Below are 25,091 nucleotides of genomic sequence, written 5' to 3' on the forward strand. Positions count from 1 at the left end.
AAGGTGACCGCCGTCGCACCCGAATAGGGAGGCTGATTTTATTTCCTGAGTGCTCCTGAACACTAGCGACGGCCGAGCAGTACCGTGCCGACTCATTCCGCTAGTTGTTGTTCCCATTGACGTTGTGAACGCGGTTGATGGGTGATTTGCCGCCGATGCCGGTATGGGGTCTGTGGTGATTGTAGCTGTGGATCCAGTCCTGGTAGGTGTTCGCGCGTGCGTGGTCTGAGTTGTAGTGGCGGGCGTAGGCCCACTCTGCGGCGAGGGTGCGGTGGAAACGCTCAATCTTCCCGTTGGTCTGCGGCCGGTAGGGGCGCGTGAATTTGTGGGCGATGTCGCCGAGGGTGTCGTTGAAGAACCGTGACCGGTAGCAGGAGCCGTTGTCGGTCAGGACCCGGAGCACGGTGATGCAGTGGGAGGCGTAGAACGCGTTGGTGCGTGTCCAGAACCCGGCCGCGGTTTCCTTCTTCTCGTTGGTGAGGATCTCCGAGTAGACCAACCGGGAGTGGTCATCGATCGCGGAGTGCAGGAATGAGTGGCCGATCCCGGACCGGTTCCTCGTTCCGGCCTGCCGGCCGAGGGTGCGGTGCCCGAGACAAACCCAACTGCTTCGCAATCGCCCGCACCGACAAGCCCTCACTGACGTGAAGATGCCGAATCTCTGTCCAATCCTGCACTGTAATCACCCATCCAATCGTGGTGGGTGGTCTACTTTTCGAAGAGCGAAACTGGCCTACTTTTCAACGAGCGCTGACAGATAGCCGATGCGGTGTGGTCCCCACCGCCTCGTGAACCGCAGGGCGACGATGCGCCGCTCGGTGCGCTGGGCTGTCTGCAACGGCGAACGAAGTGGGCGGGACGAATGGTCCACGAGTCCGTCGCGGCCGCGTGGGCGCGGTATCGGGTGACCCATTTGGACACGGTGGCGCGGGACACCTGAAGGCGTTCAGCGACGCGGGCTTGGGCCCAGCCGCCGTCAACGACGAGCTGAGCGAGTTTGAGACGCCCTTCCGGCGTCAGCGGGGCATTCGCATGGGTAACGTAAGACATGAGGACCTCCGTAGCATCGAATGAGTGTCGTAACCCATATCGATACCGGAGGTCCTCACCTTTTTAGATCAGCCACGCTGCACACAACCTAAGTGGGAACAACACCTAGCGTCTGGCTCGGAACGTTTCAGAGGTAGGTGCAGATTCGTTCGGAGTCGCACGTGGCAGGATCGGCGGCGGCGGCGGTGTCATGGAATCGGGCGACGGTGGATCTGAGGGCGACCAGCTCGGCGATCTGCCAGTCCAGATCCGTCAGTTGCTTGGCCAGAAGGTCGCTCACATGCGTGCAGGGAGCTTGGCCGGCGTCCCGGATGTGCAAGATGTCACTGATTTGGGCCAGGGTCAGCCCCGCGCCCCGACTCCGGCGGATGAAATCTAGACGCGTGATTGTTTCGTCCCCATAGGACCGGTACCCGTTGGCCGCTCGTTGGGCGGCGGGTAGCAGTCCCCGGTCCTCGTAAAACCTTAGGGTTTTGGTCGTCATGCCAACGGCCGCGGCCGCTTCACCAATGCGCACTAAGTACCTCTCATCCGAACGGCGAACACTTTCTTTCTTGACCTTCCAGTGTAGGGGAAGGTGCAGACTAGGCCCAGTACCAAAAATCATGCACGTTCTTGTCCAAGACAGGTTCGGGCGTCCACAGCTTTTCCGGAGGATTCATGTCTGAAGCAACAACGTCTGAAACAGCAGCGTCTGATTTTGACTTGGCGATCATTGGTTCCGGCGGGGGCGCGTTCGCTGCCGCCATTCGAGCGACGAATTTGGGTAAGCGGGTGGTGATGATTGAGCGCGGGACCGTCGGTGGGACCTGCGTGAACACGGGCTGCGTTCCGTCTAAAGCCCTGCTAGCGGCGGCCGACGCGCGCCACGTCGCACTGGATTCCGGACGGTTCCCGGGGATCTCTACCTCCGCTGACGCAGTCAATATGTCGGAGCTGATTGGTGGCAAGCGTTCTCTGGTGGAGACGATGCGCACCGGTAAGTACGCGGACCTGATCGGTGAGTACGGCTGGGAGCTGCGCCAAGGCACTGCCGTGTTCGCGGGGTCTGCCGATGAGCCGGTGTTGGAAGTCACCGGTTTCGATGGGTCCGTAGAAACCGTGCGCGCCGCCCACTACCTGGTGGCAACCGGGTCGACCCCGTGGGCGCCTCCGATGGAGGGCCTGGAAGAGGTGGGCTATCTGACGTCCACGACGGCCATGGAACTTGACGAGGTGCCCGAGTCGCTGCTGGTCCTGGGCGGTGGATACGCCGCGTTGGAACAGGCGCAGCTTTTCTCACGACTGGGCTCCACGGTGACAATGCTGGTCCGCTCCCGGCTGGCTTCGGCGGAGGAGCCCGAAGCCTCCCGCACCCTGATGAGCGTCTTCGCGGACGAGGGTATGCGGGTCATCCGCCGGGCCACCGTGTCCGCCGTGCACCTCGATGAGTTCACAGGCGAGGTTGTCGCTGTGGCCACGACAGGAGGCGGACGGGAAGAGTTCCGTGCCAGCAAACTGCTCGTCGCCACAGGGCGACGCCCCGTGACGGACGGCCTGAACCTGGGCGCGGTCGGCGTCAACGTGGGAGAAAAGGGCGAAATCGTGGTCAACAGCATGTTGGCCAGCTCGAACCCGCGAATCTGGGGTGCCGGGGACGTGACCGGACACCCGCAGTTCGTGTATGTGGCCGCCTCCCACGGATCCCTGGCGGTGGACAACGCGTTCACCGATACCGGACGGGTGGTCGACTACCGTCACCTCCCCCGAGTCACCTTCACCAGCCCCGCTCTGGCCGCGGTAGGTATGACCGACAAGGAAGCCAATGCGGCCGGCATCCGGTGTGAGTGCCGGGTATTGCCGCTGGAATACGTCCCCCGGGCCCTAGTCAACCGGGATACTCGCGGCTTCATCAAGATCGTCGCCGACGCTCAGACACGGCGGATCGTGGGGATCACTGCCGTCGCCAAAGACGCCGGTGATCTCGCCGCGGCCGGCGTCTACATCCTGGAAGCCGGGATGACCGTCGACCAAGTCGCCACCATGTGGAGCCCCTACCTGACCATGGCCGAAGGCATCAAGATCGCCTGCCAGTCCTACAACACGGACGTCTCCAAGCTCTCCTGCTGCGCCGCCTAACCACCTCACCTCACAAGAGAAACGCTCATCATGACGAATGAAACCCATCAGGTCACCGAACGACTCACCTCCGGCGATGCAGGACTCGAAACATGGCTTTGGCTGCCGCTCATGAAGCTGCTGGCCGAGGGCGACGCAGTAGACATTGCCGACTTGGTAGCTGCGTCCGGCCGGCCCGCCGAAGACGTTCACCGTGCTCTGGCAGCCGTGCCCGATACGGAGTACGACGGGTCCGGTCGCATTATCGGGCAGGGCCTGACTCTTCGGTCCACCCCGCACCGCCTCGAGGTCAACGGTGAACAGCTCTTCACATGGTGCGCCCTGGATACCCTGATCTTGCCAGCCGCCCTCGGAACGTCCGCGAGAATCGAATCGGCCTACGGGGCAACGGGAATTCCGGTTCGGGTCAGCGTTGACGCCTCCGGGGTGACCAGCGTTGAGCCCGCCACGGCTGTGGTCTCGCTGATCAATCCGGAAGACATGAGCTCGGTGCGGTCGGCGTTCTGTAACCAGGTCCACTTCTTCGCATCCCCTGAAGAAGCCCAGCCTTGGCTTGACAGCCACCCCGGCGGCTCCGTGATACCCGTCGACGAGGCCTACCGGCTCGGTACCTCCATTGCCGAAACAATGCTCACAGAGACGACACCGCAGCGGTCCGCCCACCCTGACAACGGGGCGCACGGCTGCTGCTAAGACCGCAGTGCCACACTGGCACCGCCACCAATCCACTGAAGTCTCCGTTAGAGCTCCACGAGCAGAACCTGATATAGACATTTGAGATTAAGGAAAAAAAAATTATGAGCGAACATTTTGATGTTGCGGTGTTAGGCATGGGGCCCGGCGGGGAGGTGGCCGCAAGCCGCCTGCTCAAGGCCGGTAAGAAGGTCGCGGTCATCGAGCGGGAATTGATCGGCGGTGAATGCGCCTACTGGGCCTGCATCCCGTCCAAGACGCTATTGCGGCCAGCTGAAGCCCGCACGGAAGTCCAACGTGCAGCCGGGGTATCCGGCGCGGAACTGGACTGGTCTGAGGCCAGTAAGTACCGCGATTACATGATCCGGAATCTCGACGACCGCGCACAAGTCGACGGGTATGCCCGCCACGGTGCCGTCGTAATTAAGGGCGAAGGCCGGATCACGGGCCCCGGCCGGATCCACGTCGAGGACCGCGAACTGACCGCAGAGCACATCATTATCGCGACCGGCTCGGAGGCGGTCATCCCCGAACTCGAAGGTCTCGATCAGATCACCGCGTGGACGAACCGAGAAACGTACACAACCAAGACCCTGCCGAAGAGTGCGGTGATCATCGGCGGTAGCGCCGTCGGGACCGAGACGAGCACCTTCTTCTCCCGCTTCGGAGTGAAAGTCACACTCGTCCACCGCGGCGACCGGCTCCTGGAACGCGAAGAGCCCAGGGTCGGGGAGCTGACCCATAAGTACCTGACGGAGTCCGGAATCGATATCCGTCTGGGCGTGACCGCCCGCCGGGCCCACCGAACCGGCGACCAGAGCGTGATTGAACTTGACGACGGCACGGAGGTGGCGGCCGACGTTGTCATTTTCGCAACCGGACGCACCCCTCGTACCAGGAACCTCGGCTTCGAAAACGCTGGTGTCGCTCTGGGCGATCACGGGCAGGTGCAGGTGGACGAATACTGTCGGGCGGCCGAGAACGTGTGGGCGATCGGAGACGTCACCGGCATAATGCCCTTCACCCACGTGGCTAAATATCAGGGACGGATCGCAGCAGATGCCATTCTTGGCAAACCGCACGCCGCGTCCTACGGCGGCATTCCCCGCGTCGTGTTTGGAGATCCCGAAATTGCGGCCGCAGGGCTCACAAAAGAACAGGCCGACCAGCACGGTTTGCGGACCGTCACAACGGAGCTTGACCTTGCCAGCGCCATCGCTCGCCCCTGGACCTACGAACAAGACCCTCGCGGATTCCTCGGACTCCTCGCCGACACCGACAGCAAGACTCTCATTGGCGCTTGGGCTGTGGGGCCAATGGCCGGCGAGTGGATACATCATGCTTCCCTCGCCATCCGCACACAGATCCCAATCGAAATCCTGCGCGACCAAGTCGCCCAATTCCCCACCTACAATGAGGCCTACCAAGCAGCGCTTGAGGAACTGGACATCTAGCTACTATCGCCGGACGATCCGAAGTGCTGCCGTTCCCGGGCGCCTGAACGCTCGCGCAAGGCCGCTCGGATAGCACGGTGCCGTTCGCGCGAATAAGCCTCCACTGCGAACCCGCAAGCCGGACGGTGACCGGGGCATCTTCGAATCATCGTCGTTTACTCGGTTCCCTGCGGTGCCGAGAGGGCGATCGTCCCGTAAGACCCGTCCGAGAAAATGCCCGGTGAAGGAGGACGGATTCTGAGAGTCGACGCAACACAAGCGTTTTTGTTCGGCGATAGAACGTGGCTCGAGACATTCCAAGGTCGCGGGCAACCGTTGTCGCTATCTCTCCGGCGTCGATGAGTCGACGGGCGTTGCGGATTTGGCTGTCGGTGATGAGCCGCGGGCGGCCGCCTAAATCCTTACCGGCTTCGCGGCGTTTGTTGATGGAGTCAACAACACGCTCTCGCTTGATTTCGTGTTCCATCTGCCCGAGCGCCGCCATGATTGTGAACAGCATGGAGCCCATCGGTGTTGCTGTATCGACATCACCGCCGCCGAGGTTGAGTACGCGAAGGCCGGCGCCGCGGCCGTGGAGCTCTTCAGCGAAAGCGAGCATGTTCTGCGTTGACCGGCCCAATCGGTCCAGGGTCGTGATGACGAGAGTGTCGCCGTCTTGGAGTGCGTCGAGCGCACGGTCGAACTGGGGCCGTGATGCTCGAGCACCGGAGATGCCGTGGTCGACGTAGAGGTCGTCACGCCGGATGCCAGCGGCGAGGATGTCGATCTGTTGCTGGTCGGTGGACTGCTGTCGCGTGGATACGCGAGCGTAGCCGATCAGTTTCGTCAATTCTGCTCCTGGGGTGTCTCATAACTAACGGTGTGTACCGCAAATAGAGCGGTTGGTTATGGGACGTAGTTATAAGACGCGCCGAGCCGCCAGATTCCGACGATTTTGAGGAAGCGCAGATCACGACAATGAGACGTCTTATATCCCTAGGGTTGTAAGACAGCCAGAGTCAAGAATGGTTGCTGCCTAAGACGCTTCCGCACTGGGTTATCGCCGGTCTAATGACGTCCACTATGATTATTAACAGCCCGCATTGATAGCGTAGAAGAATCCATTAATTCCGCTGTCCGAAATGCTCGCGGCAGCTCAACGATCACCATCGGTGCATCGAGGCTAAGCTCGAGGCGGTTCAGTTCGCGGATGTCGTCGACGAGTGGGAGGCGAATGAGCATTCAACGCCAGGATGGCTATACGGATTTACGCTCGTACGCTGCGATCGGTGACGGACGCACGGTGGCGTTGGTCGCACTGGATGGCGGCATCGATTGGCTTCCCATACCGGCGCTCGACTCTACCCCTGTGTTTGCGCGGCTGCTGGACGCACGAGAGGGCGGCAGCATTGAGCTCGCGCCAGCGGGGACCTTCACCGTCACGCGCCGGTATGTTCCCGGAACCAATGTGCTGGAGACCACCTTCATGACGGATGCGGGTGTCGCCCGAGTCACGGATGCTCTCGTTAGCGAATTTGCCGGTCGACTTCCGTGGGTGGAGCTGGCGAGGCGTGTCGATGGCATCCGTGGTGCTGTGCGTTTCCGATGGCGCGTTACTCCCGGTACGTGCCTTTCGACTGCATCGCCATGGGTCGACACGACGATTCACGGAAAGGTTATCCGCGTTGGTAGCGTGACGCTTGCGGTGCGCGGACTGGCGCATGGACCGCGCGGGGGTGGCAGCCGCGCACTGGCCGGAAGCTTTACGACGGCGGCGAAGTCCCGCCACCTCATCACGGTTGCGGGTACCGCGAACGAACCGGTTCATGTGCCGGTGCCGGAGTTGACTGACGAGAGTGTGGACCGCACGATCGAGAGCTGGCAATTGTGGTCGCGTGACTTCAACTACGACGGGCCATGGGCGGACGCTGTCCAGCGCAGTACTCTGGCTCTCAAACTACTGATCTACAGCCCGACGGGAGCGATTGCGGCGGCGCCGACGACGTCGCTTCCCGAGAACCTCTGTGGCGGCAAGAACTGGGACTACCGCTTCGCGTGGGTGCGGGATACGGCGTATACGGTGCGTTCTCTCGTTCGTTTCGGTCTTCGCGAGGAGACCCATGCGGCGGTCGCATGGCTGCTTCGTGCGATCAGGGAGTGCGGCCCGGAGTTGCACATTCTTTACACACTGGACGGCGCTGTTCCCGGCGATGTTGAAACCCTTGACGTGCCGGGGTGGCGTGGAATTGGGCCGGTCACCATCGGTAATCGCGCAGCCAACCAGCTGCAGCTCGGGGTATACGGTGACCTGTTCAACGTCATGCGTGTGTATGTCGAGGCCGGAAATGTGCTCGATGTGGGTACGGGCTTACTGCTGACTTCACTCGCCGACCACGTGGCGGACATCTGGCGACAGTCGGACTCCGGGATATGGGAACTCACCGAGCAGCGCCACTACACCTCGTCGAAGATGGGATGCTGGCAGGCCCTCACCGACGCGACGCGCCTCTGCGAGATGGGCCAGATCCCGGGAAACCCCACACACTGGCGATCCGAATCCGAACTCATCGCAGCGTGGGTACGCGAGAACTGCTGGTCCGAAGCGCGGAAAAGCTTCATGGCCTGGGCGGGCAGCGACGATCTGGATGCGTCCGTACTCCTCCACGCGGCCAGCGGGTTCGACCGCAGTTCGCGGATGTCGTCGACGATAGACGCAATTCGTACGGAACTTGGCGATGGTCCACTCACTTATCGCTACACCGGGGCCATCCACGGGGAGGGAGCCTTTGTTGCCTGCTCGTTCTGGTTGGCATCCGCACTCGCATGCGTCGGTCGCAATGACGAGTCGTCGTGCTCATGGACGAGCTCATTGAGTTGGCAAACGATGTGGGTCTCTATTCGGAGATTCTCGATCCGAGCGACAAGGCCTTTCTAGGTAACCTGCCACAAGGGCTGAGTCACCTCGCACTCGTCAATGCCGCAATCACAATCGAGGAGCTCACCCGCGACTGAAGAATGGAGTGGGTTGGCGTCCTTGAGTGTCCGTTTGGATCGCAAATACGCTACCGGACAGCGAATACGCCTCTAACTGTGCTTGCGTCAGGTTTTCGCGCGCGCTCGCTACATACAGCGTGGAGAGGTCGGCGCCGCCAAATGCAACAGAGGTGAGGTTCGGTGCCGGTATATCGATGGCGGAGAGCTCGGTGCCATTCGAGTTGTAGCGCACGACCTTGCCGCCTCCGTACAGCGCGCCCCAGAAGTTACCGTCCGTATCGATCGTGAGGCCGTCGTGCGGTGCGCCGCGGGTGAACACATTCACATCCGTGATGTCGCCGTTCGCGCTGTACGCGCCCGTGTAGATCGTGCCGACACTCGTGTCTGTAAAGAAGATGCGACGATCGTCCAGGGACCATTCCAGCCCGTTCGCGACACCGATACCGCCCCGAAGCAGACGCACGTCCCCATCGCCGGAAACCGAGTAGAACGCGCCGACCGGATCGTCATTGATAAGGTTCATCGACCCAGTGATCCACCGGCCCGCTGGATCAACCTTTCCTTCATTGAGCCGGAGGCCAAGGCGACTGTGATGGATCTCTGCGACTGTTCGGATCAAATGACCCGAGGAATCCGTCACGACGACTCGATCTTCGAGCGACACGATGAAACCCGGGCATCCTCCTATTTCTGCAACGGAAAATGAGGCCACAGGCGGAGGCAGCGTGATCGTGTCATCAGCCGAGCCGTCGGCGGGCATGCACGGCGGACTTCGGTGGATGAGCCCCGCGGTGATGTCGCACCAGAGCATTGCGGGATGGTCCCCACGAGCATCCCAGATGAGGCTTTCCCCCAAGATCGCGCCGGTGCTCCTGAATACCTCCGGGTCTCCAACGGCATTGCGCACTTCTCCACCACAGCATTGTTGAGCGGCGATGTCAAGAAATAGAAAATTGTTGGGTGCGCGGCGTACGGTGAAATCATGGATCTTGGTATTAAGGGAAAAACAGCGCTCGTATCCGGCGGCGATTCGGGGATCGGCTGGCACACCGCTCGCCAGCTACTGGCCGAAGGCGTCACGGTAGTCATCACCGATCAGTACCAGGACAAACTGGATGCGGCGGCCGAGCAGCTGAACGCGAAACCGAATCAGCTGTACGCATTCACTGCCGATATCACCAGTGTCGACTCGATCACGACCCTTCGAGACAGGGTGCTTGACGCGGTCGGCGACATCGATATCTCGGTGCAGTCAGCAGGTATTACCGGCGCGCAAGGCCTCTTCCATGAGCTGACGGACGAGGGCTGGATGGAAACGCTCCTCGTCGATCTGATGGGCCCGGTGCGGCTCGTCAGCGCCTTCCTGCCGTCGCTTCGCAAAGACGACTGGGGCCGGCTCGTGTTTGTGGCGTCAGAGGACGGGGTGCAACCATACGACGACGAGCTGCCGTACTGCTCGGCGAAAGCCGGCGTCCTCGCGCTTGCCAAAGGCTTGTCTCGCAGCTACGCCTTGGAAGGGTTGCTGGTCAACTGTGTGTCACCGGCGTTCATCCATACCCCGATGACGGACGCGATGATGAAGAAACGGGCACACAAGCTTGGTATTTCGATTCCGGATGCGATCACCACATTCCTCGATGAAAAGCGCCCATCTATAGAGCTAAAGCGCCGCGGCACACCGGACGAAGTGGCCAGCGTGGTCGCGTTCCTTTGCTCGGATCTCGCCAGCTTCGTCAACGGAGCGAATTACCGCGTCGACTCCGGCTCTGTAGCCACGATCTAAAGCCCCGCCCCACGAAAGGAACATCATGGCGACCGACCAATACTCCCTCACGGATCCGCGCACACGTTACCCCTCCATTTCTCCGCCTATACAGCAGCAGCCAGAGCCGGGCATCCAAGCGAACATGGACCCGGTGCCAGACCTCGGAGAGACAAGTTACCGCGGCTCCGGGCGACTTACCGGACGCAAAGCCCTCATCACTGGTGGAGACTCCGGAATCGGCGGTGCAGTCGCCATCGCATTCGCCCGGGAGGGCGCCGATGTTGCGATCTCCTATCTGCCGGAAGAGGAAGAGGATGCTCGCCACATCGTCGGCCTGATCAAAGAGGCCGGCCGTACTGCTGTCGCATTCCCTGGCGACCTAAAAGACAAAAATTACTGCCGGGAACTGGTCGAAGCCGCCGTCACCGGGCTGGGTGGCCTGGACATCGTCGTGAGCAACGCCGGAAACAGGTGTTCGTCGAAAAACTGGAAGACATCAGTGACGAGCAATTCGAGGACACCATGCACACGAATGTGTTCGCGATGTTCTGGATCGTTAAGGCAGCCGTACCGCATATGAAGCCCGGCTCGACCATCATCGCCACGGCATCCTTGGAGGCCTACCACCAGCTACCGTTTCTTCTCGACTATGCGACCACGAAAGGCGCCATCAACAACTTTTCAAAGGCGCTCGCGCAGCAACTCGCGCCTCGCGGCATCCGCGTCAACGCAGTGGCTCCCGGCCCCACCTGGACGGCGTTACAAGTGACGCAGGGATATCCGCCCGAGAAACTGCCCGAGTACGGCAAGGACAACCCGCTCGGCCGCTCCGGACAACCAGCCGAACTCGCGCCCGTCTATGTATTCCTCGCCTCCGGAGAATCCAGTTTCGTCATCGGAGAAACACTCAACGTCAACGGAGGAATGCCGACACCTGAGAAAGTATCGGGCGCAGCGGTTCAATCGGGGATAGATCAGCTAATCAGCCGCGTATCTACGTCAGCTTCGGCTCTCGAAAACGAGACCCACGACTGATGAGCGTTCAGATCCTGCGAGGAACACCCTGGTACTAAAGGTCAGGTGCAGGTTTTCCACAGATCCGATGTTCTGGCAACGGCAGCTTTTCAGAGAGGTTCGACTGGGATCGTGCATAACGTTCCCCAGCGTCCGACGGCGGTCTTAGGGGGTGGAAGCAACGCGGGTTATTTCTTTCTTCGAGGTTAGCGTGCTGAGCAGGTCGGCTGGGGTGCTCTGGTTGAGGGTTTTGCGGGGCCGTTCGTTGAGTTCGGTGGCGATTTCGAGGAGGCGTTGGGCGCTGTGCGCGTTCAAATCGGTGCCTTTGGGGAAGTACTGGCGCAGCGGATCGTTGGTGTTCTCGTTCGTGCCGCGTTGCCAGGGCGAGTGCGGATCGCAGAAGAAGATGGGAACGCCCGTCGCTTTCGTGATCTCAACGTGCGGCGCCAGTTCGGTTCTCTGGTCCCAGGTCAATGACCGCTGCAGCATCAGGGGCATGAGGTTGAGGGCGCCGATGAGCGCATCATGGAGCGCGGTGGCGCTATGGCCGTTGGGCAGGTGGACTAAGACGACGAATCGGGTCGTGCGTTTAATGAGGGTCGCGGTCGCGGATCCTGACGCCGAGCCAACGATGAGATTGCCCTCCCAATGCCCGGGAATCACTCGGTCGTTGGCTTCGGCGGGCTGTTCACTCAACAGCTGTTAACGCCGACTGAAAATAGGGCCAGTATCGCGGCGGTTTCAAGTGGTCGTCGCAACAATGCGGGTGGTCAAGTATTGATTAGTAGATCACGAAACCGCTCCGCAGGAGTATCCCAGCCGCGGGTTTTGCGCGGCCGCGCGTTGAGCTCTTGGGCAACCTGCTCGAGGTCTGCCAGCCCATAGGCCGAGAGGTCGGTGCTTTTCGGGAAGTACTGCCGTAGGAGCCCGTTGGTGTTCTCGTTCGAGCCACGCTGCCAGGGGCTGGCGGGGTCGCAGAAATACACCGGCATAGCCGTGGCCGTCGTGAAGGATTTATGGGTGGCCATTTCTGAGCCTTGGTCCCAGGTCAGCGACCCCCGCAAGTGCGCCGGGAGGGTCTTGATCGTGGCCACAAGGCCGTCGTGGACGGCTTCGGCACTGTGGTTCTCGGGCAGGTGCACGAGCATCACGTAGCGAGTGGTGCGTTCAACCAACGTCGCGATCGCGGACTGATTCAATGCCCCCGTGATGAGATCGCCCTCCCAATGCCCCGATACGGCGCGGTCCTCGATCTCGGGAGGGCGGTTGGAGATCATGACCATCGGATCTGAGAACCTGTTTCGCCGGGCTTGACCGGTGTTGTGGGATTTACGTCGTGCCCGCCCGGTGCGCAGCGCCGCCTGCACCTCCTTCTTTAGCCCACCTCGAGCCTGCACGTAGAGCGCCTGGTAGATCGTCTCCGGTGACACGCGCATCTCCTCATCGGTTGGATGTTCCTTGACCAAAGCGTGGCAGATCTGCTCCGGTGACCAGTGAATGCGCAGTTTCTCCATCACGAAGTCGCGCAGCGGCTCCCGGTACTTCAGCTTCGAGCCTTTGGGGCGGGGCCGCCGGCCGGCGGCGGTGCGATGTGCAGCGTAGGGCTCGTAGGTGCCCGGGTTCGAGCAGTTCCGGCGCAGTTCCCGGCTGATCGTCGATGGTGATCGCTGGAGGGCTCGGGCGATGAATCTGATCGATGCCCCCGTGGCCTTGAGATCGCGTATGTGTTCTCTCTCGGTCAGCGACAGGTAGCGCGGATCGAGCTGTTGGTCGATGGCCGCCAGGCGCGTGTGCCGGCTGTTGAGTGTGGTCACATCCTTGTTGTAACCCATGATGCGGCCATCTTGGTCGAGGCGGAGCCCATTAGACCTGCGCATCCCGTTGTCCCAGTCAATGGCGGTTCGAATGTGCACGCCGACGTGCCGTGCGGCGTCATTACGGGACATTCCTGAGGCGCGGAGCCGGTCAAACTCAGCACGTCGTTGAAGCCCACGTCGCCGAGGGTTGACGCCAGCCTCAACCATCCATCGATAACCCACCAACGGGTGCAAGCCCAGCTCTCGGGCAGCTTCCCCAACGCTCTCGAGACGGTCGAAAGCGGCCAAGAACAAAGCCTTCTCCGCTGCTCGATACGGATGCTTCAGTGGCGGATCAATTGGTGTCGTAGTCATGGTCGTTGCAACTCCGGGAAGTAGTGAGTGTTGCAACGATCACTAGAACCCAAGTGGCGTTTATGGCCCTATTTTCAGTCGGCGTTAACACTGGTAAAGCAAACAGGCACATCCCGTGGGATATAGGACGTTGGGTCTCTCTCTCTCTCTCTCTCTCTCTCTCTCTCTCTCTCTCTCTCTCTCTCTCTCTCTCTCTCTCTCTCTCTCTCTCTCTCTCTCTCTCTCTCTCTCTCTCTCTCTCTCTCTCTCTCTCTCTCTCTCTCTCTCTCTCTCTCTCTCTCTCTCTCTCTCTCTCTCTCTCTCTCTCTCTCTCTCTCTCTCTCTCTCTCTCTCTCTCTCTCTCTCTCTCTCTCTCTCTCTCTCTCTCTCTCTCTCTCTCTCTCTCTCTCTCTCTCTCTCTCTCTCTCTCTCTCTCTCTCTCTCTCTCTCTCTCTCTCTCTCTCTCTCTCTCTCTCTCTCTCTCTCTCTCTCTCTCTCTCTCTCTCTCTCTCTCTCTCTCTCTCTCTCTCTCTCTCTCTCTCTCTCTCTCTCTCTCTCTCTCTCTCTCTCTCTCTCTCTCTCTCTCTCTCTCTCTCTCTCTCTCTCTCTCTCTCTCTCTCTCTCTCTCTCTCTCTCTCTCTCTCTCTCTCTCTCTCTCTCTCTCTCTCTCTCTCTCTCTCTCTCTCTCTCTCTCTCTCTCTCTCTCTCTCTCTCTCTCTCTCTCTCTCTCTCTCTCTCTCTCTCTCTCTCTCTCTCTCTCTCTCTCTCTCATCTCGCAGACTTAGTTCGACGCGTCGCCTAGAGATCACAGCAGGCCGCCAAAGAGCACCACACGTAACTCGTCTGTACTGCTCGTTCGAGCCATCGACGGCTCTGCCCGGCTCCGTAGAAGACACCCTCTGTGGGCGCCGAAGGCGGCATATGCTCGCGGGGTCCCGCTCTGCGTGGTGCGACCGCGCGAGCTGGGGTCGTGTACCTCGGCCCAGGTCAGTGAATTGGGAGCCACTGTTCGCTGACGCGGCCCTATTGACAACGCACCGGGGGAGCGGGTTCAGTATGATGGCTCGGTGTCACCATACGGAGGCAGTTTGATGTCCGTTTAGTCCACATTTACATCGACATCTCCGGGATCATCCAGTTCCTGCGGCGACGTTGACGTGGTCCGCGGCGTCCGCATCGATCGGTGGTGAAAAGGATTGAGTCTGCTTGGCTTCTGTCCCGGCTTCGCTTACAGGGCGATAGCTTATGTCTTTGTGTTTTTGATCGCCATCTTTGGATATTTGTTTATTTTTTTGAGAAGTTATTCGGTTTGAGGCTGGCGATGCGGTGCGCATGACCTTGAACGGTGTCTTCGCTGATGTGCATTCCGATAGCAGTAAAGCGCTGACGTAGAGCGCTTAAAACGTGCGCTTCGTCATGACCCGCCAGGTCAGATTCCTCCTGCACCAGGATCCCTGCCGCCTTGGCGTCATCCGGTTGGGAGTGTTGGTTTTGAATCGGTTGGTCTTGGGTACCGCTGTCGTCGGTCATTATTACCTTCTCTTCATCGGATATGTCACGAGCCTTGGGTTTGAGTCCGTCAACGACTAAGCGGTCTAGCCATGGACGTTCATCAGCGTGTGAAAGAGCCACGGTAATCCTCGAAGTTACAGCTGATCAGTGCGATGGGTCCTCTTCTACGGCGATGATAGGGATTGAGAAATCGATCGTGAGCTCAGAAAGACCGCCGATGATGACGCCGATATCCCTCAGCTACCCTGGCGTTCGCCAGACGGGCACGAACGCGATCACTACAGCTCCATTCTCCACCTCAAACTGGTATAAAGATACCGCCTGGAAGCCGAACGTTGATCGGGACCATAGGGGGCAAGGGCCCAGCAACGACTGGTCTTTGCTGGATTGTCCCTCTGCTGTTGGTATGCGCATTGTGCTGTGATTTACGAGCCCTCGACCGGATACCGGTCCCCGGGGCTTAGCCTCGATCCACCGGTCCGCCTTGAGTGAGCGGCGTCGCTGAAATCTGAGTGGGAGTTTGGTTGCGGGCGTGGCGAGGGTGCCGGCCTTGCTGCCGGTGATGTTCCGTGGTCCTTGGGCGCCGAGTGGCTGCTGGTCAGGTGGTGGCGGTTTGCGGCGGGCCGCAGGCCGCCGCAAATGCGGCTGTCCACCCGGTTTCCCATGGCCAGTTTGCTGGAAGGTGCAGGGTGATCTTTCGGGCCGAAGTGGAGATGCGGGCCGGGATGTTGATGAGTTTGCGGCGGATGGTGCCGCTGCGCGCTTTGCCCAGATCTGCGCCGGCTACTGAACCAACGGCGCGGGAGAGGTTGAACGCGATCGTGGCCAGCACGAGCCAGGCCGCGTTGGCCGTGAAGACACCGGAGGGCAGATGGGCCAACGCGCTGTCCTTGAGGTCGGCATTGATCTGCTCGATGATCGCATGCTGGCGATGGGTTTGATCGGCCGTGACGGTGTCCAGCGTGCTGGTCGTGAAGAACGCGTGAAAGCGGTGCGTGTCGAAGAGGGTCGGTTGTCCTTCGCTCGCTTTCTGGTTCAATTCGGGGATCCGTCGCACGACCAAACGGCCTTCGATGCGTTCGGATTTCTTGCGTGAACTGAACGCGGTGAAGGTGACTTCGGCGACCTCGGCGGACGAAATCCAGGCGCCGCTTTCCTCATCTCGGATCGCGTCGGTGTAGTTGATCGTGGTCCACTGGTCGGTGCCGATCGTGGCGATGGCGCGTTTGACGGCGGGGTCCATCCGGGCAGTGACGGACACTTTCGCCCCGGCGCGGTGCGCGGCGGCGACGACAGCGTGTCCATAGAACGCGCTATCAGCGCGCAGCAGCATGATGCCGGTCGCCGTTGTGCTGCGGAGGCGTTTCACTGTGGCGAGGACGTCGCCGACGAACTTGCCCGCGCCGCGGGGAGAACCCGTTGATCCTTTGCGCAGCCGGGACCCGATGATGATCGGCGCCGCCTTCGGCGTGGAGACGATACCGATCAAGGCGTTCAGCCCGCGGACTCCGGAGTAACCGTAGTCGGAGCCTTGCTTCTGGTAGCCGTGGACTTCTTTGATGGTGTCGTCGATATCGACCAGGGCATAGTCGTCGATTCCCGCGACGATTGGCGTGTGGGCGGCGACGTTGACCAGCCACCGCCAGGCGACGGCGTCGAGCTGACGGACGTGACCAAACGTGAACGCTCGGAGGAACGATCCCAGCGTCGACGGGGCGTAGGTTCCGACGAAGAGTTTCTTCATGCCGCCGTGCCTCAGCAGCGCCATGTCGTCAATCGAGTCGGCACCGGCGAGCATTCCCGCGACCAACGCGGTGACTTTCAACCCGGCGTTCGCTCCGAAGTATCCGGGCAGGGTCAGCCGTGCGTCGGCGAGCTCCCCAAGACCGGTTTTCACCGCCAACGCCAGTGCAGGGACGAGGCCTGCGGCCGACACGAGATTTGTGTCGTCGAAGGTGGCTGACAAGCGGTTGGAAGTATGGAAAAGTTGCATCTACGAGGTGCCTCTCGGAGCGGTCGAATTGAACCCTAAGTAAGTTCTATTTTTCCTGATCCGACAGGCACTCTCGGTTTAACGCGCCGCTACAACCTCAACTCGACCGGTGGATCGAGGCTTAGTCGCACGCGCCTAGATTGTAGCGTCGGATCGTTTCAAGGGGTTGGTTGTCCTCCTCACCTCTCCAACACAAGGACGTACTCATGATTACGTACATCATGCCCTCAGCTGGGCGACAGTCTTACCCTTCGCGATCTCAGCGATCCCGCTCAAGGCACTCACGCTATGCAAACCATCTTGGCGGACGTGATTGCTGATCTCGCCGCCACTTGGCAGGTTTCATTCGCGGCGCTGCGGCATAGCCTGCTCGTGCCAAATACACGATGGGAATGACTGGCCCTGACCCCATCGAGTGGACACCTCACAAGAGAGAATGTTCACTATGGCAAGATCACGTCGGGACTTCACCCCTGACTACAAAGACGAGGTCGTGAAGCTGGTCATCACCACCGGCAGAGCGGTCGCGACCGTCGCCCGCGAGCTCGGTGTCAACGAGGCCACACTGGGCCGGTGGGTGAGCGCATTAAAGGCTCGCAACGAGACCGGGCAGACCGAGGTGACGGGGTCTGAACGGGCCGAGCTGCTGCGGCTACGCAAAGAAAACGCGGACCTGAAGATGGACAGGGCGTTCTTGAATTATTCTGATGTTCGGATTATGCCGATGTTTGCCTGAAAGTCCTGATCAGGGGGGTGCGATGGCAGTAAACCTCGGCATAATCCAGCTGGCCATTTGATACTTGTCCTCATCTATGAGGAAGGACAAGGATCATGAGCGATCCTGAATATGTGCTCGTCGAGGGCCCGTTGGTGGTTCTGGTGCCGGGATTTCGAGACAGGCTGAATGCCGCTGGGTATTTTCCGGGGAGTGCGGCGCAGCAGCTGCAACTTATTGCGTGCCTCTCGCGCTGGATGGTGGGCCGAAATCTCGCCGTCGAGGGCTTGACGACGATTGTCGTCGAGGAGTTCTTCCGAGAGCGACGATCGACCCACAAGAATTACAGAACGCCACGATCGTCGTCCGCCTTTCTCCTCTTTTTCAAAGGAGCTGGCTTCTCCTACGGCTCCGGTGCTGAGGCGACGGCGCTCGCTTGGGATCGCACTTTGGGCCTCTTCGGCTCGTATCTGGCCGATGAACGCGGGCTCCGGCCCACGACGGTGGATAACTATCTGAATCAGGCCAGACCATTTCTACAGTGGCATTTCGATCGGACAAACGATGATTTGAGTTCCCTGACGATCCACGAGATCACCGGCTTCCTGCTCAATCGAGGCGCGACACAGTCGCGGGGTTCGATTCGGGTAGCGGTGACGGCGTTACGGGCATTGTCGAAGTGGCTGTTCCTGAACGGAATCCTGCCAGAGTCCTTGGCCGAGGGGATTGGGCCGGCTACCTATTCGGCTTTCGGCTCGCTGCCCAAAGCCGTCACCCGGGAGATCGTTCAGTCGTTGGTCGCCCAGTCCGCGATAGGCCCGGTGACCCCGTATCGTGACCGGGCGATTGTTTTGGTGCTGTCTCGGCTCGCCCTGCGGTGCCGGGAAGTTGCCGAACTGCAGCTCGATGATTTGCGCTGGCGGACGGGAACAATCGTCGTTCATGGGAAAGGGGCGGCGCTTGATGAGATGCCCGTGCCCGTCGATGTCGGATCCGCGATCGTGGATTATCTGGAACGTGAACGCCCAGCATCTGCGCACCGCCACGTCTTTCTGCAGGCCCGGGCTCCTCACGCCCCATTGGGGCGTTCCGCCGTCGGCTCCATCATCAACCGGTTGAGCGCCCGCACCGGGAACGGCGTGCCGGTGGGTGCCCACCAGCTGCGCCACAGTGCCGCGACCGGGGTGCTCGCAGCCGGAGGCACCCTGACGGAAGCCGCCCAGTTGCTGCGTCACGTCAACCCGGCGACGACGGTCATCTACGCTCGCGTTGACCTGCAAGCCCTCGCCGGGGTCGCCCGAGACTGGCCCGTTGCAACCGCATCGGTTGCAACGGCGCCGACAGGGAAGGCGCCGATCACATGACTGTCGTGCTGCTGCAGTATCAAGAGGACTACCTGCGGCTTCGCCGTCTCCTCGGCGCAACATTGAAAAGTCACGAGCCGTTGATCAGCCAATTCCTGGCCTGGCTCGACGAGACCGGCGGCGAGAGCCTGACCGTTGAATCGGCCGTTCGGTGGGCGGTTCTACCTGTTGATGCTGCAGCAAGGTGGCGGGCATTTCGGTTGAGCGTCATCCGGGGTTTCGCTGGCTACGTCCATGCGCAGGACCCGGCTCTGGCACAGATCATCCCGATGGGCCTCGTCCCATCGAAGGTCGTGCACGCCATTCCCTATCTCTATGCCCCCGACCAGACCTTGGCATTGATGACCGCCGCGTTGACGCTGTCTCCTCAGCTTCGCGGCTTGACGCTCCAAACGGTGATCGGGCTGATGGCGACTACTGGCATGCGCGTCGGGGAGATCGTGGCCTTGGACCTCAACGACATCGATCTGATGAACGCGCTTATTACGGTCACGGGAAAATACGGAAAGACACGACTCCTGCCAATCCTGCCCAGTACGGTCACGGCGCTACGGGAATACCTCCGGCACAGTCGCGAACTAGTCGTGGCCCGCGATGGCGCCCCATTCTTTCTCACCTTCATCGGGACCCGGCCCGCAACCCAGAGCATCCAGAAAGCCTTCCGGTCGGTGGCGACTTCATTGAACCTGGTAGCCCAGCCAGGAATCCCCGCGCCTCGCCTACACGATTTTCGTCACACCTTCGCGACGACGACATTGCTGCAGGCGTATCGGCAAGGGATCGACGTTGACGCCCAGGTCGCAGTCTTGGCGACCTACCTCGGCCACGTCAGCCCGGCCAGCACCTATTGGTACTTGAGTGCCAGCCCCGAACTACTCACTGTGGTCTCAGAACGAGTCGAGGCCGCACAACTTTCAAAAGAGATGAACTCATGACTCTCCTCGCCCCCACCCTGCAATCATTCTTCACCACGTATTTGACCGGCCAGAAATCGGCCAGCAGGCACACCATCGCCGCCTACCGGGACACCTGGCGACTCCTGCTGACCTACCTCAACGCCCAGGAGAATCGACAGCCGGTCGGCATCGATTTCGCCGATTTGAGTGCTGAGACAATCACCGCTTTTCTCGCCCATCTGGAAACCGACCGTCACAACAGCGTCCCGACCAGAAATGCCCGATTGGCCGCCATCCACGCCCTCTTCCACTACGCCGCCTTCCTCCATCCAGAGCACGCAGACCTGGTCGCGCGCGTGCTGGCCATTGCACCCAAGAACACCGCCCGCCCCCTGATCAATTACCTCTCTGACTCAGAAGTCGACGTGCTGCTCCGCACCCCACCTTCAAGCCGGTGGGTCGGCCGCCGCGACCGGCTGATCATGCTGACTCTGATCACGACGGGGTTGCGCGTCTCCGAACTCACATCCCTAACCTGGGCCGACCTGCAGCTTTCCCGTCCGGCGCACACGGTCTGCCACGGGAAAGGGCGTAAAGACCGCGTCACTCCGCTGAACCCAGACACCTGCCGAGATCTGCTGGCCTGGGGACGAGAAAACCGAAATCCTGACCCCTCACAACCCGTCTTCACTGCGCAAGGCACCCGACGGCCGACGGCCGACGGCCGATGACCGTCGACGCCGTTGAGCAGCGACTCCGCATTCACGCAACAGCGGCTGCGCTAACCTGCCCCACCCTGGTCGACAAGACCATCACGCCACACGTTCTTCGGCACACCACCGCGATGCGTATGCTCGCGGCCGGCATCGACGTCGCCAGCATCTCGCTCTGGCTCGGCCACGAATCCATCGACTCAACCAGCGCCTACCTACACGCCGACCTCAGCATCAAACAGCGAGCCCTGGACCGCACCGCACCACCCGAGACAGTGCCCGGCCGTTACATTCCACCCGATGCGATCCTAGAATTCTTCGAAAACCTGTGATGGATTATGCCGAACTTCATGACCGTCGCACGTCATTGATCAGGGCCTTCAGGCAAACATCGGCATAATCCGAACATCAGAATAATTTAGATTATGCCGATATCGGCATAACTTGAAAAAAGCGTCCATCTTCTTCGCCCAGGAAGCGTCGGATACGAACGGCAAGCGTTCGAACTGATGCTGGCGGAGAAGACCAACTTCACCATCACCCGCATGGTCCGTCTCCTCGAGGTTTCCCGGTCGGGCTACTACGCCTGGGTTGGCCGGCCGCCGTCGCCGGCGTCGCTTCGGCGGGTGCCTATCGAGCAGAAGGTCACCTTCTTCCACGGTGATTCCGACGAGGTCTATGGGCCCCGCGGATCTTGGCTGATCTCCGCGCGGAGATCATCTCTCGCAAGACCGTCGCCGTGACCATGCGACGACTGGGTTTGACGGGCATTTGTCCGAAGAAATGGAAGACGACCACGATCATCGATCACGCTGACGCTTACCCGGTCGACGCGGTGAAACGGAAGTGGGATACCGGGGCGCTGAACCAGGTCTGGGTGGGCGATACCACCTACCTGAGGACCTGGGAGGGGTGGGTGTATTTGGCGACCGTCATCGACGCCCACAGCCGCCGCGTCATTGGGTGGGCCATCGCCGACCACATGCGCACCGACCTCATCCAGGACGCCCTCACGATGGCCATGGTGCTGCGCGGAGACCGACCGGCGACGGTGATCTTTCACTCGGACCATGGTACCCAGTGCGCGTCGGAGCAGATCACTCTCTTCGCCGCCAAGCACGGGATCACCCGGTCGATGGGATACACCGGGATCTGCTGGGACAATGCCATGGCCGAGAGTTTCTTCGCGTCCTTGAAAACAGAGTTTTACTACCGTCGTATCTGGCCCACCCGGGCGCGCGCGATCCGCGACGTCGCGGCGTAGATCGAAGACCGCTACAACCGCCGCCGGCGGCACTCCTCGATCGGGCATGTCACTCCGGTGGACTTCGAGATACAATACTCGTCCCAGGCCGCAGAGATCCAACTCGCCGCTTAACCCGTGTCCACTCTCCGGGGTCAAGGCCACTTCATGGTCTGAAGACCCCCGACTGGGAGGTGTCCAACCTGCTACACAGCAGCCGCCAAATCGGTGATGAGGTGGTGCTGAGTGCTCCGTTCGGCGATGTGGTCCTGGAGTTCACCGGCCGACCGGTGGTTCTCGCCAGCGCTGGAATCGGCGTCACGCCCATGGCGGGCATGCTCTCCCACCTTGTGAAGACCGGTAGCCAACGAAAGGTGGCTTTTCTCCCGCCGACAACTCAGCAAACACCTTTGTCTTGCGGAACCAAATCAGGGAAGACTTGGCAAAAATGCCCGACGCATCCCTGATCACCTGGTATGTGGAACCCACGAAATCCACGCAGACTATCGACGGCGAACTCGCCGGATTCATAGACGTCAGCACCATCGAACTGACCACGGACGCCGAATACTACCTGTGCGGGCCGCTGGTCTTCATGCAATCCGTCCGCAGCGCGCTAATCGCCCGCGGCATACCCGCAAAAGACATCCAATACGAAGTCTTCGGCCCTGACCTGTGGCTAGCCGACTTCTAATCGTAAGTTGTTTCAACCTGTCGGTTAGTGCGTGGGATGTCAGATGGATTGCCGATAGCCGAAGAACTCATGGTCGTTGTCGTACCCACCCAGACCACCGCCGACCTCGGAGAAGTCTTCGACGAATTCGATGCCCTTAATCCACTTGACCAGCTTGAAACCGAGCTGCACCTCGTTGCGCAACCGCAGCGGAGCACCGTGACCGAACGACAGCGTTTCATCATTCATGTCATAGGCCAGCATGGTCAGTTTGTAACTCATCTGCTCGATCGGTTGAGCGTCGTAGTAAATCCCACCATCAGGACCGACCGCAAAGGAGTAAAAAATCACCCACTTCGCTTCCGGCTTCGGCTTCGCGATGTCAAGAATGGTCTGCATTGAGACGCCGCCCCACTTCGCGACACCCGACCAGCCCTGAATGCAAAAGTGCTGCGTGATTTGCTCGTGGTGTGACAGCGCCCGTAATTGCTCAAGGTCCAACTCCACCGGATTATCAACGAGCCCACCGATTTGCAGCTTGTAATCCGTGAAGGTGCCAGCTTGGAGCTTCTTGTACTCCTCCGATTCCGGGTATTTACCGTTATGCCAGAAATAGGGAGAGATATCTTTCTCCGTGTACTGACCCGGCTTCGAATCGATGTGCTCGAACAACCGCTGCGCGGGACCGATCAGCGCATACCCCACCTTCTGCACCACACGCGGATGCCGGTACGTGAACGGTGTCGCCGCCACCCAGCCGATGATGATGACCACCATCGAGGCGGCGAAGATCAAAAACCCGACCCAGGAGCTGTCGTCCCGTGACGCGTACATGTGGTTGAGGTTGCGGAGGGCGTCGGTGGTCAGCACGAGGGTCACGTGGATGATGATGAACATGGCGAACCAGACGAGCACCAAGAAATGGAGTGATCGTGCGACCTGGATACTGAAGACCGAACTGATGGTCCGGAATTTGGTCGACAACGCCGGTGACATCCCGAGCCCGGTGATGAGAGCGGCCGGAGCGACGATGAACACGGTGATGAAGTAGGCGATCAGTTGCAGACCGTTGTAGTTGACCCAGCCGTTTTCCGTCGGCCAATCTAGCGACAGATATTGGATTGCGACCGAAATGGAATGCGGGATGACGTCCCAACTCATGGGGACCAAGCGCATCCACTGGCCGGTGACGAAGATCAGAACGTAGAACACGATTCCGTTGAGTAACCACAACGTGTCAACGCCGAGGTGCCACCAGCGGGCGAGCCCGATGGAGTGACGACGCCCTGGCAAGCCGACGCCGTCCGGCAAGGTGATCGATTCCTGCTTCGACGTATACAGCGGATCACTCGGCACCGGCTTCTGCATACGCAACCAGTCTTTACCCGGTGTGGAGTGTCTGGACCAGTACAAACGCGGGTGATCGGCGATGATTGTGACGCCGGAACGGATGATGAAGATCATCAGAAAAGCATTCAGGAAGTGCTGCCAGCCCAGCCATGCAGGGAAACCCACCGGTGCGTTCTCCGGAAGCTCAGACTCGCCAGGATACTGCTGAATGAAATCCTGCACGGCAGGGAGCTCGCGTATCCCCTTCGCTACCGCGATGCCGATGACCAAGAGCACCAAGCCGATCGGAATCAACCACAACAGGTTGAACCACTTGCTCTTACCAATTCGCACCCGCGGAGCGACACCGTACTGGGCTGGGAGACCGCCTGCCCAGTGTTCGTCGACCGCGGTGTAGTGCGTGCTGTCAAGCTCCGAACGGAAGCTTCGCATCCCCCCCGGCCCACGATCGGGGGCGGGAACATTCTGCTCTTCCAGTCCGGGCGTCATGTCGTGAGCTTAGCAACCGCTAAACTGCCAGCACCAGATTGACGGGATCTGCCCGCACGTCGATGATTGTCCCCGACATGGACATGGACGTGGACATGGACACGGAAGCGGCCAAACTCTGCCGATATCCGGCTACATGGGAGTCGATCACCGTCGAAGCTAGTTTTATACCGAAGCTAAATAAGACTGACCGGCCTCCACCACCCCTGCGAACCGAGATCGATCCCACATGTTGCGGAAGGGGCCGCACTCACGGGTGCGCCCCCTTCGCTCTGCTGAACTAACGTCCATCCACGACCGGGTGGAATGGCTTCATCCCGGCCTGAACTGACTTACTGTCGACGCCAAGCGTCTCCGGTCTCTTCCTCATAGCCTGCAAAGGCTTTTTCCAGCCCAGTGAGGACCTCGGCCGTTGTCAAGGCCAGACCGACATCGTGACGATCACGCCAAAGAACGCGCAGCGGCATCATGACGGTGAGCTCGAGGTTGCGCAGCACCGAGCTGTTACTCACCCCAGTACATCAGGTAAGGGAATCCATAGACGAATTCCTGGGCAACTCCACGATCTTAAATGTCTCTGATACCTTGCCGAGCGCTTCGAGCGTTGCGTCAGCTCAAGTGCTCGAATTTCGGTGTGCAACGACCCGACCATCACGAGCCGTAAGTTGGTCTTCCAGCAGCGTCAGGTCTGCACATCTCCGCGCCACCCACCATCGTCAGCTCGCTTCGCCTCGAGGCACTCCCTAGCATCCGGGTGGACAAACGATGATTGCGCGGTCACGGCCAGGTCAGTTGAGAGTGTGCCCGGCGGGGTTTCGTATATCGGGATCAGAGCGTGTGTTGAAGGAGATGTCCCATGCGATCACGTTTGGTGCGTAGATATGCGGAGTTAGCCGGATGGGCACCTGCTGTAAGCGATACGCGCT

At 60.3% G+C, this 25,091-nt stretch carries 21 protein-coding genes and 3 pseudogenes; 13 read left to right on the forward strand and 11 right to left on the reverse strand.

Features of this window, described 5'->3' with window-relative positions:
• Positions 1-100 precede the first annotated feature (100 nt).
• Both CXY80_RS01725 and CXY80_RS01730 read right to left on the reverse strand, forming a co-directional pair.
• Positions 101-1,050: pseudogene (locus CXY80_RS01725) on the reverse strand (IS481 family transposase).
• 127 nt (positions 1,051-1,177) lie between these two features.
• Positions 1,178-1,567, reverse strand: a complete 390-nt coding sequence (locus CXY80_RS01730) for a heavy metal-responsive transcriptional regulator (RefSeq protein ID WP_104131370.1) — start codon at positions 1,565-1,567, stop codon at positions 1,178-1,180.
• 143 nt (positions 1,568-1,710) lie between these two features.
• Between CXY80_RS01730 and merA the strand changes: the two genes are divergently transcribed.
• From merA to CXY80_RS01745, 3 genes are all read left to right on the forward strand, one after another.
• On the forward strand, positions 1,711-3,168 hold the full coding sequence (merA, locus tag CXY80_RS01735; protein ID WP_104131371.1) for a mercury(II) reductase: 1,458 nt from the start codon (positions 1,711-1,713) through the stop codon (positions 3,166-3,168).
• Between the two features lie 30 nt (positions 3,169-3,198).
• Entirely contained in the window at positions 3,199-3,861 is a 663-nt protein-coding gene (merB, locus tag CXY80_RS01740; RefSeq protein WP_104131372.1) for an organomercurial lyase MerB, read from the forward strand.
• Positions 3,862-3,965: 104 nt separating this feature from the next.
• A complete protein-coding gene (locus CXY80_RS01745; protein WP_104131373.1) occupies positions 3,966-5,315 on the forward strand; it encodes an NAD(P)/FAD-dependent oxidoreductase in 1,350 nt (449 codons plus the stop codon).
• Between the two features lie 145 nt (positions 5,316-5,460).
• On the opposite strand, the gene CXY80_RS01750 is transcribed toward CXY80_RS01745, so the two are convergent.
• Positions 5,461-6,144, reverse strand: coding sequence for a recombinase family protein (locus CXY80_RS01750; RefSeq protein WP_104131374.1), 684 nt, complete (start codon positions 6,142-6,144; stop codon positions 5,461-5,463).
• Between the two features lie 384 nt (positions 6,145-6,528).
• Between CXY80_RS01750 and CXY80_RS01755 the strand changes: the two are divergent.
• Positions 6,529-8,306, forward strand: a pseudogene (locus CXY80_RS01755) (glycoside hydrolase family 15 protein).
• Here CXY80_RS01755 and CXY80_RS01760 read toward each other — a convergent pair.
• Positions 8,293-9,195: an SMP-30/gluconolactonase/LRE family protein gene (locus tag CXY80_RS01760; RefSeq protein ID WP_233194802.1), complete on the reverse strand. Its 903-nt coding sequence runs from the start codon at positions 9,193-9,195 to the stop codon at positions 8,293-8,295. The pseudogene CXY80_RS01755 and the gene CXY80_RS01760 overlap by 14 nt on opposite strands.
• Before the next feature lie 75 nt (positions 9,196-9,270).
• Between CXY80_RS01760 and CXY80_RS01765 the strand changes: the two genes are divergently transcribed.
• Positions 9,271-10,071, forward strand: a complete 801-nt coding sequence (locus CXY80_RS01765) for an SDR family NAD(P)-dependent oxidoreductase (protein WP_104131375.1) — start codon at positions 9,271-9,273, stop codon at positions 10,069-10,071.
• Positions 10,072-10,096: 25 nt separating this feature from the next.
• Positions 10,097-10,989: pseudogene (locus CXY80_RS01770) on the forward strand (SDR family oxidoreductase); the annotation flags it as partial.
• 243 nt (positions 10,990-11,232) lie between these two features.
• Here the strand turns inward: CXY80_RS01770 and CXY80_RS01775 are convergent.
• From CXY80_RS01775 to CXY80_RS01795, 5 genes are all read right to left on the reverse strand, one after another.
• The gene (locus CXY80_RS01775) at positions 11,233-11,763 is read right to left on the reverse strand and encodes an IS30 family transposase (RefSeq protein WP_158251522.1); all 531 of its coding nucleotides are present in this window, start codon (positions 11,761-11,763) and stop codon (positions 11,233-11,235) included.
• Positions 11,764-11,837: 74 nt separating this feature from the next.
• Positions 11,838-13,013 (reverse strand): IS30 family transposase, encoded by a 1,176-nt coding sequence (locus tag CXY80_RS01780; protein ID WP_104131377.1) that lies wholly within the window; start codon positions 13,011-13,013, stop codon positions 11,838-11,840.
• Between the two features lie 205 nt (positions 13,014-13,218).
• Complete coding sequence (locus CXY80_RS19030) at positions 13,219-13,989, reverse strand: hypothetical protein (RefSeq protein WP_158251523.1); 771 nt, start codon at positions 13,987-13,989, stop codon at positions 13,219-13,221.
• A gap of 512 nt (positions 13,990-14,501) precedes the next feature.
• A complete protein-coding gene (locus tag CXY80_RS01790; protein WP_104131379.1) occupies positions 14,502-14,747 on the reverse strand; it encodes a hypothetical protein in 246 nt (81 codons plus the stop codon).
• 580 nt (positions 14,748-15,327) lie between these two features.
• Positions 15,328-16,722: an IS1380 family transposase gene (locus tag CXY80_RS01795; RefSeq protein WP_104131380.1), complete on the reverse strand. Its 1,395-nt coding sequence runs from the start codon at positions 16,720-16,722 to the stop codon at positions 15,328-15,330.
• A gap of 445 nt (positions 16,723-17,167) precedes the next feature.
• Here CXY80_RS01795 and CXY80_RS01800 point away from each other — a divergent pair, with 445 nt between their 5' ends.
• From CXY80_RS01800 to CXY80_RS01830, 7 genes are all read left to right on the forward strand, one after another.
• Positions 17,168-17,458, forward strand: a complete 291-nt coding sequence (locus tag CXY80_RS01800) for a transposase (protein WP_158251524.1) — start codon at positions 17,168-17,170, stop codon at positions 17,456-17,458.
• A 95-nt stretch (positions 17,459-17,553) separates the two neighbouring features.
• Positions 17,554-18,801, forward strand: a complete 1,248-nt coding sequence (locus CXY80_RS01805) for a tyrosine-type recombinase/integrase (RefSeq protein ID WP_104131382.1) — start codon at positions 17,554-17,556, stop codon at positions 18,799-18,801.
• On the forward strand, positions 18,798-19,736 hold the full coding sequence (locus CXY80_RS01810) for a tyrosine-type recombinase/integrase (RefSeq protein ID WP_104131383.1): 939 nt from the start codon (positions 18,798-18,800) through the stop codon (positions 19,734-19,736). The genes CXY80_RS01805 and CXY80_RS01810 overlap by 4 nt, the downstream gene beginning before the upstream one ends.
• The gene (locus CXY80_RS01815; RefSeq protein ID WP_199182206.1) at positions 19,733-20,428 is read left to right on the forward strand and encodes a tyrosine-type recombinase/integrase; all 696 of its coding nucleotides are present in this window, start codon (positions 19,733-19,735) and stop codon (positions 20,426-20,428) included. The genes CXY80_RS01810 and CXY80_RS01815 overlap by 4 nt, the downstream gene beginning before the upstream one ends.
• Positions 20,425-20,742 (forward strand): tyrosine-type recombinase/integrase, encoded by a 318-nt coding sequence (locus tag CXY80_RS20395; RefSeq protein ID WP_199182207.1) that lies wholly within the window; start codon positions 20,425-20,427, stop codon positions 20,740-20,742. Before CXY80_RS01815 ends, CXY80_RS20395 begins: the two co-directional genes overlap by 4 nt.
• Positions 20,743-21,104: 362 nt before the next feature.
• Positions 21,105-21,674, forward strand: a complete 570-nt coding sequence (locus tag CXY80_RS01825) for an IS3 family transposase (protein WP_158251525.1) — start codon at positions 21,105-21,107, stop codon at positions 21,672-21,674.
• Positions 21,675-22,101: 427 nt separating this feature from the next.
• Entirely contained in the window at positions 22,102-22,347 is a 246-nt protein-coding gene (locus CXY80_RS01830; protein ID WP_104131386.1) for a hypothetical protein, read from the forward strand.
• 39 nt (positions 22,348-22,386) lie between these two features.
• Here the strand turns inward: CXY80_RS01830 and CXY80_RS01835 are convergent, their stop codons facing one another.
• Positions 22,387-24,165, reverse strand: a complete 1,779-nt coding sequence (locus CXY80_RS01835; protein WP_199182208.1) for a molybdopterin-dependent oxidoreductase — start codon at positions 24,163-24,165, stop codon at positions 22,387-22,389.
• A gap of 332 nt (positions 24,166-24,497) precedes the next feature.
• On the reverse strand, positions 24,498-24,677 hold the full coding sequence (locus CXY80_RS01840; RefSeq protein ID WP_104131388.1) for a hypothetical protein: 180 nt from the start codon (positions 24,675-24,677) through the stop codon (positions 24,498-24,500).
• Between the last annotated feature and the right edge of the window lie 414 nt (positions 24,678-25,091).

The sequence above is a fragment of the Cryobacterium sp. M91 genome (assembly GCF_002929615.1).
Lineage (GTDB): Bacteria > Actinomycetota > Actinomycetes > Actinomycetales > Microbacteriaceae > Cryobacterium > Cryobacterium levicorallinum.

Coding starts and splice junctions, on each gene's coding strand:
- CXY80_RS20395 (WP_199182207.1), top strand. CDS start 20,425: ATGACCGTCGACGCCGTTGAGCAGCGACTCCGCATTCACGCAACAGCG.
- merA (WP_104131371.1), top strand. CDS start 1,711: ATGTCTGAAGCAACAACGTCTGAAACAGCAGCGTCTGATTTTGACTTG.
- CXY80_RS19030 (WP_158251523.1), bottom strand. CDS start 13,989: ATGAGAGAGAGAGAGAGAGAGAGAGAGAGAGAGAGAGAGAGAGAGAGA.
- CXY80_RS01795 (WP_104131380.1), bottom strand. CDS start 16,722: ATGCAACTTTTCCATACTTCCAACCGCTTGTCAGCCACCTTCGACGAC.
- CXY80_RS01830 (WP_104131386.1), top strand. CDS start 22,102: ATGCCCGACGCATCCCTGATCACCTGGTATGTGGAACCCACGAAATCC.
- CXY80_RS01790 (WP_104131379.1), bottom strand. CDS start 14,747: ATGACCGACGACAGCGGTACCCAAGACCAACCGATTCAAAACCAACAC.
- merB (WP_104131372.1), top strand. CDS start 3,199: ATGACGAATGAAACCCATCAGGTCACCGAACGACTCACCTCCGGCGAT.
- CXY80_RS01800 (WP_158251524.1), top strand. CDS start 17,168: ATGGCAAGATCACGTCGGGACTTCACCCCTGACTACAAAGACGAGGTC.
- CXY80_RS01810 (WP_104131383.1), top strand. CDS start 18,798: ATGACTGTCGTGCTGCTGCAGTATCAAGAGGACTACCTGCGGCTTCGC.
- CXY80_RS01835 (WP_199182208.1), bottom strand. CDS start 24,165: ATGACGCCCGGACTGGAAGAGCAGAATGTTCCCGCCCCCGATCGTGGG.
- CXY80_RS01805 (WP_104131382.1), top strand. CDS start 17,554: ATGAGCGATCCTGAATATGTGCTCGTCGAGGGCCCGTTGGTGGTTCTG.
- CXY80_RS01745 (WP_104131373.1), top strand. CDS start 3,966: ATGAGCGAACATTTTGATGTTGCGGTGTTAGGCATGGGGCCCGGCGGG.
- CXY80_RS01815 (WP_199182206.1), top strand. CDS start 19,733: ATGACTCTCCTCGCCCCCACCCTGCAATCATTCTTCACCACGTATTTG.
- CXY80_RS01765 (WP_104131375.1), top strand. CDS start 9,271: ATGGATCTTGGTATTAAGGGAAAAACAGCGCTCGTATCCGGCGGCGAT.
- CXY80_RS01780 (WP_104131377.1), bottom strand. CDS start 13,013: ATGTCCCGTAATGACGCCGCACGGCACGTCGGCGTGCACATTCGAACC.